This window comes from Stenotrophomonas sp. STM01, assembly GCF_014852135.1.
Classification (GTDB): Bacteria; Pseudomonadota; Gammaproteobacteria; order Xanthomonadales; family Xanthomonadaceae; genus Stenotrophomonas; species Stenotrophomonas capsici.
In genome coordinates this window covers 231,678-245,574 of sequence record NZ_JACVBA010000003.1, presented here as the reverse complement: position 1 = coordinate 245,574, position 13,897 = coordinate 231,678, and the positions used below count along the sequence as shown (strand labels likewise).

12 protein-coding genes are annotated in these 13,897 nt (G+C 67.6%); 6 read left to right on the top strand and 6 right to left on the bottom strand.

All coding sequences use genetic code 11. From position 1 onward, the window contains the following. Window positions 1–102: 102 nt before the first annotated feature. Both IB227_RS15340 and IB227_RS15335 read right to left on the bottom strand, forming a co-directional pair. Window positions 103–1,893, bottom strand: a complete 1,791-nt coding sequence (locus IB227_RS15340) for a hypothetical protein (RefSeq protein ID WP_192288103.1) — start codon at window positions 1,891–1,893, stop codon at window positions 103–105. 12 nt (window positions 1,894–1,905) lie between these two features. After that, window positions 1,906–2,505 carry an NfuA family Fe-S biogenesis protein gene (locus IB227_RS15335; RefSeq protein WP_192288102.1) on the bottom strand — a complete coding sequence of 200 codons (600 nt, stop codon included), beginning with the start codon at window positions 2,503–2,505 and terminating at the stop codon, window positions 1,906–1,908. A gap of 94 nt (window positions 2,506–2,599) precedes the next feature. On the opposite strand from IB227_RS15335, the gene IB227_RS15330 reads away from it, so the two are divergent. Genes IB227_RS15330 through zupT form a run of 3 tightly spaced genes read left to right on the top strand, consistent with a single transcriptional unit; the run spans window position 2,600 to window position 4,199 of the window. Continuing rightward, window positions 2,600–2,947 (top strand): 4a-hydroxytetrahydrobiopterin dehydratase, encoded by a 348-nt coding sequence (locus tag IB227_RS15330; RefSeq protein ID WP_132862812.1) that lies wholly within the window; start codon window positions 2,600–2,602, stop codon window positions 2,945–2,947. 1 nt (window position 2,948) lies between these two features. Further along, on the top strand, window positions 2,949–3,365 hold the full coding sequence (locus IB227_RS15325) for an energy transducer TonB (RefSeq protein WP_132862811.1): 417 nt from the start codon (window positions 2,949–2,951) through the stop codon (window positions 3,363–3,365). 24 nt (window positions 3,366–3,389) lie between these two features. Beyond that, window positions 3,390–4,199: a zinc transporter ZupT gene (gene zupT, locus IB227_RS15320; RefSeq protein WP_132862810.1), complete on the top strand. Its 810-nt coding sequence runs from the start codon at window positions 3,390–3,392 to the stop codon at window positions 4,197–4,199. Between the two features lie 39 nt (window positions 4,200–4,238). Here the strand turns inward: zupT and IB227_RS15315 are convergent, their stop codons facing one another. Then, window positions 4,239–5,210 carry an RluA family pseudouridine synthase gene (locus IB227_RS15315; RefSeq protein ID WP_225591896.1) on the bottom strand — a complete coding sequence of 324 codons (972 nt, stop codon included), beginning with the start codon at window positions 5,208–5,210 and terminating at the stop codon, window positions 4,239–4,241. Between the two features lie 410 nt (window positions 5,211–5,620). On the opposite strand from IB227_RS15315, the gene rne reads away from it, so the two are divergent. Further along, complete coding sequence (rne, locus tag IB227_RS15310) at window positions 5,621–8,782, top strand: ribonuclease E (protein ID WP_192288101.1); 3,162 nt, start codon at window positions 5,621–5,623, stop codon at window positions 8,780–8,782. A 206-nt stretch (window positions 8,783–8,988) separates the two neighbouring features. On the opposite strand, the gene IB227_RS15305 is transcribed toward rne, so the two are convergent. The 3 genes from IB227_RS15305 to ispG all read right to left on the bottom strand — a co-directional run bounded on the left by IB227_RS15305 (window position 8,989) and on the right by ispG (window position 11,899). After that, entirely contained in the window at window positions 8,989–9,636 is a 648-nt protein-coding gene (locus tag IB227_RS15305; protein WP_132862807.1) for a response regulator, read from the bottom strand. Between the two features lie 327 nt (window positions 9,637–9,963). Beyond that, window positions 9,964–10,653, bottom strand: a complete 690-nt coding sequence (locus tag IB227_RS15300; protein ID WP_192288100.1) for a phosphatase PAP2 family protein — start codon at window positions 10,651–10,653, stop codon at window positions 9,964–9,966. Then, complete coding sequence (gene ispG, locus IB227_RS15295) at window positions 10,634–11,899, bottom strand: flavodoxin-dependent (E)-4-hydroxy-3-methylbut-2-enyl-diphosphate synthase (RefSeq protein ID WP_192288099.1); 1,266 nt, start codon at window positions 11,897–11,899, stop codon at window positions 10,634–10,636. The genes IB227_RS15300 and ispG overlap by 20 nt, the downstream gene beginning before the upstream one ends. Window positions 11,900–11,984: 85 nt before the next feature. Between ispG and IB227_RS15290 the strand changes: the two genes are divergently transcribed. After that, window positions 11,985–13,211, top strand: a complete 1,227-nt coding sequence (locus IB227_RS15290; RefSeq protein WP_192288098.1) for an ATP-binding protein — start codon at window positions 11,985–11,987, stop codon at window positions 13,209–13,211. Then, on the top strand, window positions 13,208–13,774 hold the full coding sequence (locus IB227_RS15285) for a response regulator transcription factor (protein ID WP_132862803.1): 567 nt from the start codon (window positions 13,208–13,210) through the stop codon (window positions 13,772–13,774). Before IB227_RS15290 ends, IB227_RS15285 begins: the two co-directional genes overlap by 4 nt. The last annotated feature ends 123 nt before the right edge of the window (window positions 13,775–13,897 follow it).

Below are 13,897 nucleotides of genomic sequence, written 5' to 3'. Positions count from 1 at the left end.
GTGTTTGATCTCGCCTGCTTGAGCCTCTCTCCCGCCAGCATGCGGGGGACTGGTGAGCGGTTGGGTTTACGCCTCAAGCCGCACCAGCCGCGGGCAACCAACTCAGCGGCTGCCGTTGTCTTCCTGCAGTTCCTTCTTGAACGGGATGTCCGGTGGCGGCCGCGCTTCGGCCGGCTGCTCCTGCATGTTCGGGTTGGTCAGGCCACAGCCACCACCGAACTGCAGCATCGACACCACGCAGGAAATCTTGCTGCTGCTGCCGGGAATCGGAATCTCGATGCTCTTGATGCCCTTGCGCACCCATTCGGCCAGCAGCGACTCGTTGGGCACCCAATACTTGTCGAACGAGGTCGGAGTGAACTCATAGGGCGGCCGCTTGAGCCAGGTACCGGACTCGGCGATACGTTCGCGCGTCCAGCTGTCCGAATCACCGCCCGGTGCGCCCCGCTTCGGCTCCTGGCCCTTCTCGCCGTCCCCGGCTAGGCGCACGCTGCCGTCGGCGTTGAACAAGCCACGGCCCTGGTCCGACTGTCCGCCGGCGCTGCCTTCCACCTGCCGTCGGGAAGCCCCCCAATCATCCCCGCGCGTGGCCGCGGCCCAACCGCCGGAGCGGTCCTGCGCGGCGGGACCGGCACCGGCACTGCTGCCGGAGCGCGACGATGCCGCATTCGCCGCCGGGTTGCCGGCGGACGGCGCGCTGGAGGCGGTCGCTGCCGTCGTCGCACCCGTGGCAGCCGTCGACGTCGCCTGCGCAGCCCCCTCGGCACTGCGGGCCGCCGGTGCCTCCGCAACACCCGGTATCTGCCGCTCGCGTACGGCCATGCCCGGTGACTTCACCTGCACCTCGGGCGCATTCGAGCGCACCTGCGCCATCGATACCGCTTCGCGGGGCGCCGCCTCTACCTGTCGCTCGCGTACCGCGATCTCGCGCGAACGCACCTGTACCTCGGCGCCGCGCGCCTGCACGGCCGCCATCTGCACCTGCTGCCGTGGCGCGACCTCCACCTGGCGCTCACGCACCTGCATGTCGGGTGCGCGCACCTGTGCCTGGACTTCCGTCGGCTGGCGCACCTGCGGGGTCACCAGTGGTCGCTCGGTCGCCGTTTCCACCGTCCGTTCGCGCACGCGCACTTCCGGCGTGCTCACGCTGGGCAGGCTCACCGACGGCACCTGCACCGTGGGCGGGGTCAGCACGAAATCCGTGGTCGGTTGCGCGGTCTCGGTGACCTGCAGCGGTTGCGCGACGGGAGGCGCAGGCGTGCGGGTGGGGCTCTCCTCCGCCGGCATAGGCGATGGCTCGGAAGCCACATCGGCCGCCGCGTCGACTGGCACGTCCTGCCCGCGTTGCGGCTGCGCGGCAGCTGCCATGGACGCGGCATCGCCCGACGCCGCCGGTGCAACCGGGGCACCCGGCGCCCCCTGTGCCTGCGGCGCGCCGCCGCCTTCCGTGTCGGGAGTGCCGCGCCCGATGTATTCGACCTGCACGCGCTCGCCTTCCTCGGCGCTCGCATCCGGCGCATTGCTGCGGATCATGGCCACCCACAACAGCAACACCGCGAACAACAGATGCAGGCCAGCGCTGAAGAAGCCGGAGAACCAGCGCAGCCCGCGCTGGTCGCGCGGCGGCGGATCGTCGCCACCGTGCCAGAACATCAACGCGATGGCCTGCCACAACGGCATCAATTCCGGCACCGTGCCACGCGCGGGCGCAGCGCGCGCACCCATCAGCGCGCGCACGTCCTGGTCATTGAATTGGCTGCCACCACGCGATGCACGCGTGCGCAGCCAGTTGCTCCAGCTGTACGGCATGCCGGTGCGGCGATCATGCAGGATGCTGGCCTGCCGGCGGCTGGCCAGCAGGTTGATCAACTCGGCAACTGACGTCACCGGCATGCGGCGCTCAACTCAGCCCGCGCTGCCGCGCGGAATGTAAGGCGCCTGGCCACTGTCGTGGTCGGTGGCATCGCGCACGGCGGTCACGCCCGGCACACGGCCCATCAAGGTCTTCTCGATCCCCTGCTTCAAGGTCACATCGGCCATGCCGCAGCCATGACAACCGCCGCCGAAACGCAGCAGCACTACGCCATCGGCGGACACTTCCTGCACCGCCACACGGCCACCGTGCGAGGCCAGCTGCGGGTTGATCTCGTTCTCGACCACCCAATGCACGCGCTCCACCATCGACGCAGCATCGCCGGGTGCCTCACCCTTGATCTTGGGCGCCTTGATGGTCAGCTGCTGGGTACCGGCGGACTGGGTGACGAAGTCGATCTCCGCCCCGTCCAGCCATGCCACGCTGGTGGCGGCCACGTACAAGGTGAAACCATCGCAATCCACCGCCCATTCGTCACCGAGCAGTTCGGTCGGCTCGGCGAACTCCAGGCGCGCATCGGCACGCGGCGTTCCGGGCTCGACCGCGCTCAGGCGCACGCCCATGCCGGGCACGGCCTCGCGTTCGATCAACTTGCGGAAATAGCTTTGGGCGGTATCTGAGATCTGGATCATCCGGGTATTCTAGCCGTGTCTTGGTTGACGCTGATGGGACACTGATTCCAGGCGCGATACCGTTCATCAGTCCCTTGCCTTGAAGGAGGCTCCCATGGCCCCAGATCTGATCCCGCTCGTCCAGGCACACTGCATTCCCCGCCGCGGCCACGAAAACCGACTGGGCCAGGCGCGCCTGGCGGAGCTGCTGCCACAGGTCCCCGGCTGGGAACTGGCGGAGAACGGCCAGGCCCTGCTGCGCACCTTCCGCTTCGACAACTACCACGCCACGATGGCATTCGTGAACGCGCTGGCCTGGATCGCCCACCAGGAAGACCACCACCCCGACCTGGGCGTGCATTACGACCGCGCGGTGGTGCGCTTCTCCACCCACGATGTCGGCGGCCTGAGCGAGAACGACTTCATCTGTGCCGCCAAGGCATCCGCACTTACGGAGCAATGACATGAACCTGCGTCTGCTGTTGGGCGCGCTGGCCACCGCCACCGCCCTCGCCGCCTGCAACGGCTCCGACCAACCGGCCGCACCGGCCGTCGCCCCCACCGAAGTAGCCGCCGTGCAGACCCCGCCACCGGATTACCCGGCCGAGCTGGCCTGCGCCGGCGTGGGCGGCAAGAGCGTCCTGCGCGTCGTCGTCGGCCCGCAGGGCACGCCGACCGATGTCACCCTGGTCACCACCAGCGGCAACAGCCAGCTGGACGACTCGGCCATCGCCCGCGTGCGGGAATGGAAGTTCAAGGCCGCCACCCGCAATGGCCAGGCCGTGCCGACCACCATCCAGGTCCCGGTCAGCTTCAACCCGCCCCAGCCCAAGCCGGACGAGTGCTTCGCGATCGAGGAGCGTGCGCGTCGCGGCGGCTGATTGCCCCTGCCCGGCGCTTCCTCCATGCACGCCGTTTCCCTCGACAATCTCTGGGTCGCGTTCGGGCTGACCTTCGCTGCCGGCCTGGCCACGGCCATCGGCAGCCTGTTGGTGCTGTTCTCCAAGCGGCCCAACCCGCGGCTGCTGGCGTTCGGGCTGGCCTTCGCCGGCGGCGCGATGGTGTACGTGTCGCTGTCGGAGATCCTCAACAAGTCGGTCGCCTCCTTCGCGCTGGCCTATGGCGAGCGCCTGGGCTTCACCTACGGCACGCTCTGGTTCCTGGCCGGCGTGATCCTGGTGGTGCTGATCGACCACTTCGTCCCCAACCCCCATGAGACGCTGGACAAGCAGGACCCCGCGTTCAAGGAAAAGAACCGCAGCAGCATCCGCCGAGTAGGCCTGCTCAGCGCGGTGGCGATCACCGCCCACAACTTCCCTGAAGGCCTGGCCACGTTCTTTGCCACGCTGGAAAGCCCATCCGTCGGGTTGCCGCTGGCCTTCGCCATCGCCATCCACAACATTCCCGAGGGCATTGCCATCGCGGTACCGGTGTACTTCGCCACGGGCCGCAAGTCCTACGCCTTCGGCGCCAGCCTGTTGTCCGGGCTGGCCGAACCGGTGGGTGCGGCGATCGGCTTCTTCGCCCTGGCCGGTTCGCTGTCCAACGCCACCTTCGGCGCGGTGTTCGGCCTGATCGCCGGCATCATGGTGTTCCTGGCACTGGACGAGCTGCTACCGGCCGCCAAGCGCTATGCCAAGGGGCACGAAACCGTCTACGGACTGGTGATCGGCATGGCCACCATCGCCATCAGCCTGGTGCTGTTCAAGTGGTGAGATGAAGAAGGGGGTGATGCCCGCCCCCTTCCCTGCGCCTCACAGCCGGTCCAACGCCTCGGCCAGCTCCGGCGCCAGCGGCGCATTCAATACATAAGGTGTCTTGCCAGCGTCCAGCGCGAACTCCAGCGAAGCGGCATGCAGGAACAGGCGTTTCAGCCCGATCTGCTCACGAAGCCGCTTGTTGACCGCCGGATCGCCGTACTTGTCATCCCCGGCGACCGGGTGACCAATGTGCTGGGCATGCACGCGGATCTGGTGGGTACGCCCGGTTTCGATCCGCACCTCGCAGTACGAATGCCCGCCCCGCCGTTCCAGCACCCGGAAGTGGCTCAACGACGGCTTGCCGCCCTGGTTGACCTGGACATGGCGCTCCCCGCCCTGGCGCAGCCCCACCAGCAAGGGGGCGTCCACGCTCATCACGCCATCGGGCATGCGCCCGACCAGCAGGGTCAGGTAGCGCTTCTGGATGCCGCCATGGTCCTCGCGCAGCATCGCCTGCAGCTCGCTCAGGGCCGAGCGCTTCTTGGCCAGGATCAGCAGGCCGGAGGTGTCCCGGTCCAGCCGGTGGACCAGTTCCAGGTTCAGGTTCGGGCGCAGCGCACGCATGGTCTCGATGGCGCCATGGCTGATGCCACTGCCGCCGTGGCTGGCCACCCCCGAGGGCTTGTTGATCACCAGCAGCTTGGCATCCTCGAAGACGATGGCCTGCTCCATGCGCTGCAGGAAGCTGGCCGGCGGCGGCGCCTTGTCTCCGACCTCACTGAGATTGACGGGTGGCACCCGCACCTCTTCGCCGGCCTCCAGCTTGCGGTCGGCCTTAGCGCGACCACCGTTGACCCGAACCTGGCCGCTGCGGACCAGCTTGTAGACCAGGCTGCGCGGGGCACCCTTGAGCTGGCCGAGCAGGAAGTTGTCCAGGCGTTGGCCTGCCCGGTCCTCGGGGACCTTGATCATGCGCACGCTGGTCTTGCCCGCGGGCGGTGCTTGGCGGTGTTCGGAGTCAGTCATCTGCCTATTTATTCTGCTACACTCGGGGGGCGATATAAGGGTTTGATTTCGTTGGAAGTTGGTCAGGGCCAGAAGCCCCGCTCCCTACGAATCCGGCACAGTGCGCGGCCACCGCCCCCGGGGCGGCCATGTTAGCGGCTCGTCGGCGTTCCCGGCCATCGCCGGGTGTCAAAAGCACCTGAGCTGGACGAAACAAATGTCCCGTGCGACGCCCCGGCCATGGCCGGATGCGGCCGCCGGCCCTGAAACACCTAAAACAAAAATGAGAAGCGCTCCCGCGGCCTGCCGTGGTGTCGTAGCGCTGGAAGCCCAAGCCGCCCTGTCCGCGCCTGCGCGAATGGGCGGCGACCCGTGACCAGAGGCGAAACCCCATGGCGTTCCGCGCGGTAGCAGCGCGCGAGGAACGCACAATGAAGCGAATGCTGATCAACGCCACGCAGGCAGAAGAACTGCGCGTGGCCATCGTCGACGGGCAGAACCTGTACGACATCGACATCGAGCAACCGTCGAAGGAACAGAAGAAGTCCAACATCTACAAGGGCCGCATCACCCGCCTGGAGCCCTCGCTCGAGGCCGCCTTTGTCGAGTACGGCGGGGACCGCCACGGCTTCCTGCCGCTGAAGGAAATCTCCCGCGACTATTTCCAGGCTGGCGTCGACCCGCACAAGGCGGGCCTGAAGGAACTGCTGCGCGAAGGCCAGGAAGTGGTCGTGCAGGTGGACAAGGAAGAGCGTGGCAACAAGGGCGCTGCCCTGACCACGTTCATTTCCCTGGCCGGCCGCTACATGGTGCTGATGCCAAACTCGCCCTCCGCCGGCGGCGTCTCGCGTCGCATCGAGGGTGAAGACCGCGCTGCCCTGAAGGAAGCGCTGGACAAGCTCAACATCCCCGACGACATGGGCGTGATCATCCGCACCGCTGGCGTCGGCCGCGATGCCGAGGAGCTGCAGTGGGATCTGGACTACCTGCTGCAGGTCTGGCGCTCGATCGCCGAAGCCGCGCTGACCAAGCCGGCCCCGTTCCTGATCTACCAGGAATCGCGCCTGATCGTGCGCGCCCTGCGCGACTACCTGCGCTCGGACATCGGCGAGATCCTGGTCGACACCGAGGAGCTGTACGAGACCGCGCGCGAGTTCATGCAGCAGGTGATGCCGCAGACCCTGCGCAAGCTCAAGCACTACAAGGACGACATCCCGCTGTTCAACCGCTTCCAGATCGAATCGCAGATCGAGGCGATCTACGAGCGCAACGTGCGCCTGCCCTCGGGCGGTTCGATCGTGGTTGACCAGACCGAAGCCCTGACCGCCATCGACGTGAACTCGGCCCGTGCCACCAAGGGCACCGACATCGAGGACACCGCGTTCCAGACCAACCTGGAGGCCGCCGAAGAGGTCGCCCGCCAGCTGCGCCTGCGCGACCTGGGGGGCCTGGTGGTCATCGACTTCATCGACATGTCCTCGAACAAGCACCAGCGCGAAGTCGAGAACCGCCTGCAGAACGCCCTGAAGTACGACCGCGCCCGCGTCCAGCTGGGCCGCATCTCGCGCTTCGGCCTGATGGAAATGAGCCGCCAGCGACTGCGCCCGAGCCTGGGCGAGTCCAGCCAGATCGTCTGCCCGCGCTGCGACGGCCAAGGCCGCATGCGCAGCGTCGAGTCGCTGTCGCTGTCGATCATCCGCGTGGCCGAAGAACACGCCATGAAGGAAAACACCGGGCAGGTGCTGGTCCAGGCCCCGGTCGAGATCGCCAACTTCCTGCTCAACGAGAAGCGCGGCGCGCTGCGTGAGATCGAGCGTCGCCACGACGCGCCGATCATCATCGTCGCCGACGAGCAGCTGCACACCCCGCACTACGAAGTCACCCGCCTGCGCGAGAACGAGCTGGGCGAGGAATCGGGCAAGCCGAGCTACCAGCGTGGCACCCCGCGCAAACTGCCGGTGCACGCCCTGACCAAGGCCCAGCTGAACATCCCGCCGGCACCGGCGGTGACCCACGTCAAGCACAGCCAGCCGGCACCGGTCCGCGAAGTGGTCGAGACCGCACCGACGCCGGCACCGGTCGCCCCCGCACCAGCCCCGGCCGCGGGCGGCGTGATGGGCTGGCTCAAGCGCATCTTCGGTGGCGAAGGCACGGCAGCCACCGCGCAGCCGGCCCAGCCGCAGCGCCAGCACGAAGGCGGTCGCAACAACCGCAATGATCGCAACCAGCGCCGCGACAACCGCAACGGCAACAACGCCCAGAAGGCCGGCAACGGCAATGCCAACGGCAACCGCCGCGAGGACCAGCGTCGTGACGAACGCCGCGAAGACCGTCGTGAAGAGCGCCGCCAGAATGGCAACGCGCCGCAGCAGCAGGCCCAGAACCAGAACAACGGCCAGCAGCAGCCCAAGCAGCGCAACGAACAGCAGCAGCAACAGCCCAAGCAGCCGCGCAACGAGCAGCAGCCCAAGCAGCCGAAGCAGCCCAAGCAAGCCAAGCCGCAGGACGCCGACAAGGCCGTCCAGCAGCAGCCCGCTGCCGAGAAGCCGGCACGCCAGCCGCAGGCCGAGGCCCCCCGCGCTGCCGCCGCCGTGACTGCCGCCGTCGTGGTTGCCACTGATACCGTCTCGACGGACGTGGCGCCCAAGGAAAAGGTGTTTGCCGCTGAAGTCGCCAAGCCGGTCGCCGTCAGCGACGCCCCACTGGTCGTGGACAGCACGGTTGCCAGCGACGATGCCAACCCGGCCGCCGCTGCCGGTGACGAAGCCGCCGGTGAAGCCGGCAGCCGCCGTCGCCGCGGCCGTCGTGGCGGCCGTCGTCGTCGTCGTGGCAACGCCGAAGGCGCCGCCGCCGGCGAGGTGCTGGGCAATGAGTCCGACGAGGACAGCATCGATGAAATCGACGATGGCGAGGTGGCGGACGTTGCCCCCCATAAGTCAGCGGCCGCCCAGCCGGAGTTCGAGTTCGATGACGAGCCGGGTGAAGCCGCTGCCGTGAAGCCCGCTCCGGCTGCAGCTCCGGCCAAGGACACCGTTGCCGCACCGGCACCGGCACCGAAGGCAGAAGCCGCATCCGCAACCGTGGTCACCGAGCCGGTGGCGGTCACCCGCCCGGTGGCTGAGCAGGCCGCCCCGGCCGCACCGGCGACGGTGACGCCAGTCGTCGAACCGGCCCCGGTCGTGATCGAGCCCGCGAAGCCGGAAGCCGAGGCAGCACCGGTCCTCGCCGAGGTCCCGGCTACGGAAGCTCCCAAGGCAGCGGCGGAGGCTCCGGCGGCGGTTGACGCACCGGCCGTCGAAACGCCCGTCGTGGAAGCAACGCCGCTCGCCGCCGAAGCCACTCCCAAGGTGGAAGCCGCTGCAGCACCGGCGGTTGACGCACCCGCGCCAGTAGCCCCCGCAGCTGTCGAAGCACCGACAAGCAGCGCGGTCGCACCGGAAAACGGCCAGCTGTTCGAAGCAGCACCGGCCACGGTCGAAGTCACCGATGCCCCGGAAACCCGGAAGCCGGAAGCCATCGCCCACGTCGAACCGGTCAAGGTCGAGGAAAGCGACAAGGTGGAAGCCGAGTCCGACCAGCCGCGCAACGGCTGATCTCCTCGCCTCATCGCTGTAGCAAAAAGGGCGGCCACTGGCCGCCCTTTTTCATGCATGCAGGCTACCCGCCTCACCGCCGCAGCCTGCAACACCCACCACCGCTCGTGCATGCCTCCTGCATCACCGGCCCTGCCCTTTCATCCGCGGGCAAAAAGAAAGGGCGGCCTCGCGACCACCCTGCCTTCCATGCGATTTGAATTGGCTCAGAGCGCGCGGGCCGGATCACCCACGCCGTACTGCGTGGCCAACCGCGCCAGGGCGATGTTGTCCTGTACCCCCATCTTCTGGAACAGCCGCGCCTTGTGCGTATTGACCGTCTTGGCACTGAGGCTCAAGCGCCGCGCGATCTCCTCCTGGCGGTGGCCCTGGATCAGCAGCAACGCCACCTCCAGCTCACGCGGGGACAGGGAATCAAATGGCGACAGCTCGCCCTCCAGGTTCGACAGCGCCAGGTTCTGGGCAATGCTGTTGGCCAGGTAACGCTTGCCGGTGGCAACGTCATGCACCGCGCGGATCAGCTCGCGCGAATCGCCGGCCTTGCCCACGTACCCCGACGCACCGGCCTCCAGCAACCGCTTCGGCATCGGCCCATCCTCCAGCACCGACACGATGATCACCCGCGTGCCATGGTCGCCCTTGACGATGCGTTCGGTGATCTCCAGCCCGCTCAACCCGGGAAGGTGCAGGTCGCACAGCACCACGTCGGGGCGCAGCCGACGGATCTGCGGCAACGCGGCTTCGCCGCTGTCCGCTTCACCGACGACCTCTATGTCGGCCTGGCCGGAGAGGATCATCCGGATGCCCGTGCGCACAAGCGCATGGTCATCGATGAGAAAAACGCTGATGGTCATACCGCAGTCCTCGTACCGAGGTGATAGTTGAAGCCAGAGCCATTGCCCGCCGGGGGCACACGAGGCGACGGTCCCCACCGCCACCCAAGACCAAGGCCTTGCGTATTATCGACCAGAACCCGTCAGAACACTCTGCAACCGGATCAGCGCTTCGCTGACCGGATCACGCGGCGCATGACCTGCATCCCGTGCCGTCACGACGCTGAAACACTGCAACGACGCCGTTGGAGCTACTATCGCGTGATGCGCGGAGCTGATCCATCAGCCCTTTTCCCCCGCGCATTTAAGACTTTTCTTAGTAAAAATCGCTGACAATCTGACAGCGAATCATGGTGCCGGAAGCGACCAGCGGCGCCGGAACATCACCGTGTGGACGCCGATCACCCAGACCAGCGCGGCACACCAGCCTCCCAGGATATCGGAGGGATAGTGCACGCCCAGGTACACCCGTGACAGGCTGACCAGCCCCGCGAAGGTGATGGCGGCCAGCAGCACCGGCCAACGCCAGCGGGTGTGCCAGGTCAGCAGCACCGCCGTGACGGCCAGGGTCATCGAGCCCATGGCGTGCCCGCTGGGAAAGCTGAACGTGCTCTCCGGGGCGATCGATTCCCACAGGCTCGGGCGTTCACGCTGGAACAGCTGCTTGCTGCCCAGGTTCAGCAGCGCCGACCCCACGAACGCGGTGGCCGCGAATGCTGCCTTGCGCCAGCGCCGGCGCAGCAGCAGCACCGCCACGATCAGCACATCCAGCGGGATGACGCCCCATTCGTAGCCCAGCTTGGACAGCACCACGAAGAACGTGTTGAGCCCGGGCGTGGCCAGCCCATGCAGGTGCAACAGCAGCGCATCGTCGAAATGGAAGGCTTCGGCCTCATGAATGTCGTCGGCGAGGGTGACGAACCCCGCCAAGGGCAACAGCACGCCGACGAACAACAGCACCAGCCGCCACGCATTGTGGGCCAGCCAGCGCCGCACACCGGCGGCTTCGCTCCGGGACTCAGCCGAAGCTTCGCGCATACCGGGTCTCGACGTAGTCGTCGATCAGCGCGACGAATTCCTGGGCGATGTTCTCACCACGCAGGGTCACTTTTTTCTCGCCATCGACGAACACCGGCGCGGCCGGCGTCTCGCCGGTGCCTGGCAACGAGATGCCGATGTTGGCGTGACGCGACTCACCTGGCCCGTTGACGATGCACCCCATCACCGCCAGGGTCATGTTCTCGGCCCCCGGGTGGCTGACGCGCCACACCGGCATCTTCTCCCGCACATGGTTCTGCACCACCTTGGCCAGCTCCTGGAAGAACTCGGAGGTGGTGCGACCACAGCCCGGGCAGGCGGTGACCATCGGCGCGAACGCACGTTGGCCGGTGGTCTGCAGTAGTTCCTGGGCGACGATGACTTCCTGCGTGCGCGCCTGGCCCGGTTCCGGGGTCAGCGAGATGCGGATGGTGTCGCCGATGCCTTCCTGCAGCAGCACCGCCAGCGCCGCCGACGAGGCAACGATGCCCTTGCTGCCGATGCCCGCCTCGGTCAGGCCCAGGTGCAGGGCGAAATCGGAGCGGTTGGCCAGGTCGCGGTAGACCGCGATCAGTTCCTGCACGCCACTGACCTTGGCCGAGAGCACGATGCGATCGCGCGGCAGGCCCAGCTCCACGGCGGTCTGCGCCGAATCCAACGCCGAGCGGATCAGCGCCTCGCGCAGCACCCGGCCGGCATCCCAAGGCTGCTCGCGCTGGCTGTTCTCGTCCATCAACTTCGCGGCCAGCGCCTGGTCCAGCGAACCCCAGTTGGCGCCGATGCGCACCGGCTTGTCGTACTTGATCGCGAACTCGATCAGCTGCGCGAACTGGGTGTCCTTTTTCTTGCCGAAGCCGACATTGCCCGGGTTGATGCGGTACTTGGCCAGCGCCTCGGCACAGGCCGGTTCATTGGTCAGCAGTTGGTGGCCGTTGTAATGGAAGTCGCCGATCAGCGGCACCTCGATGCCCATCATCCGCAGCTTCTCGACGATGCGCGGGATGGCGGCGGCCGATTCGGGGTTGTTGACGGTCAGCCGCACCATCTCCGAGCCGGCGCGCCACAGGTCGGCGACCTGCTTGACGCTGGCCGCCACGTCGGCGGTATCGGTGTTGGTCATCGACTGGACGACCACGGGATTGCCACCGCCCACCTTCACACCGCCGATGGTCACGGCCTGGGTGATGCGGCGGGGCCACGCGGTGGCGTCGGTGGGCGGGGTTGGGCGAGTGACGGCGTCGTACATGGGCGGCATTTTAGCGCGCCGGCCGCCTCGCGGGCATGAACCCTCCATTGCACGACAACCGGCCCGACAGCATACGATGGCGCCCATGGAATCCCAGGACACCTCCTTCCTTCGTACCCTGTGCAGCCTGCGCTGGCTGGCCTGCGCGGGCCAGGCCGCCACCATCTTCGTCGCCACCTGGCTGCTGGGCCTGGAACTGCCGCAACAGCAGCTGTGGGCGGGCGTGTTCGTACTGGCCCTGTTCAACCTGTACGTCCAGCTGCGCGTGCACGACTCCAACCCGGCCCCGGTCACCGCCTTCGGCCATATCCTGGTCGACGTGACGGTGCTGACCTGGATGGTGGGCTGGAGCGGCGGCATCGCCAACCCGTTCGGTTCACTGTTCCTGATCCTGATCGCGCTGGCCGCGCTGGCCCTGCCCCTGCGTTGGACCCACGCGGTGGCCGCCGCCTGCGTCGGCGGCTATGCGCTGAGCGCGGTGTTCGGCCTGCCGCTGCAGGGTGGCTACTTCAACTCGATGGACCTCCACCTGTGGGGGGCGGCGGCCAACTTCCTGCTCTCCAGCGTGGTGGTGCTGGTGTTCTCCACCCGACTGGCCGCCGCGCTGCGCGAGCGCGAGAACCAGCTCGCGTTGCTGCGCGAGCGCTTCGTCCGCAACGAGGGCATCGTCGCGCTGGCCACGCATGCGGCCTCGGTCGCGCATGAATTGAACACGCCGCTGGCGACGATGACCCTGCTGGTCGATGACATCGCCGAACAGGGCAACGACAACCTGGAAATGCGCGAGGACCTGGAGACCCTGCGCGGCCTGCTGGTGCAATGCCGCGAGCGCGTCCTGGCGCTGGCCGCCCCGGCCGAAGGCGCGCGCAGCCGCGCCGACGTCTCCATCGGCCATATCCTCGAACAATGGCGGCTGGTGCGCCCGACCATCCAGCTGCGCCGCAATGCCAATGCCCCGCTCGAGCTGAAGCTGGACCCGGGCGTGGGCCACCTACTGCAGGTGCTTCTCAACAATGCCGCCGATGCCGGCGAGCGCAGTGGACGGGCGCAGGTGGACCTGGACATCCGCGTACGTGACGGCCAGCTCTACGGTGAAGTGCGCGATTACGGCCCCGGCTTCAACGCCAACGATGCGGCGTTGCCGGGCACACTGTTCAACAGCGGAAAAACCGATGGCATGGGCGTGGGATTGGCCCTGTCCCATGCCACCATGGAGCGCCTGCATGGCGAGTTGTGGATGCGTCCGGCCGAAGGCCAGGGAGCACGCGTCGGCTTCCGCCTGCCGTTGAACACCACCGAGGTAAATGCATGACTGCTCCCGCTTCCCACGGCCTGCTGGTCGATGACGACCCGCTGTACCTGCGCACCCTGCAACGCACGCTGGCGCGGCGCGACATCCAGACCGTGACCGCCACCGACACCGTCAGTGCGCTGCAGCTGGCCACCCAGACGCCACCGGCGTTCGCCCTGATCGACCTGAAGCTGGGCACCGAATCCGGCTTGAACCTGATCCAGCCGCTGCGCGAACTGCGCCAGGACATGCGCATCCTGCTGGTGACCGGCTATGCCTCGATCGCCACCGCGGTGGAAGCGATCAAGCTCGGTGCCGATGACTACCTGCCCAAGCCAGCGACCGTGCAAATGATCCTGCGTGCGCTGGGCGAGGACGACGAGGGCGGCGAAGAGCCGGACGACGTCGAGCCACCGGATTCGATGACCCCGATCAGCCGCCTGCAGTGGGAACACATCCAGCAGGCCCTGCATGAAACCGGCGGCAATGTCTCGGCCGCCGCACGCCTGCTCGGCATGCACCGCCGCTCGCTGCAGCGCAAACTGACCAAGCGCCCAAGCCCGGAACGCGACCCGAACCGATAGGCCCGGCAGCAGCGACTTCAGCCGCGAAGCAAGCGTCGCTGGCGAGCCCCCAAAGCCCCTCCCCAGCCCTCCCCTTCGCTGCGCGAAAGGGAGGGGGCGAAAACAAAAACGCCGTGCATCGCT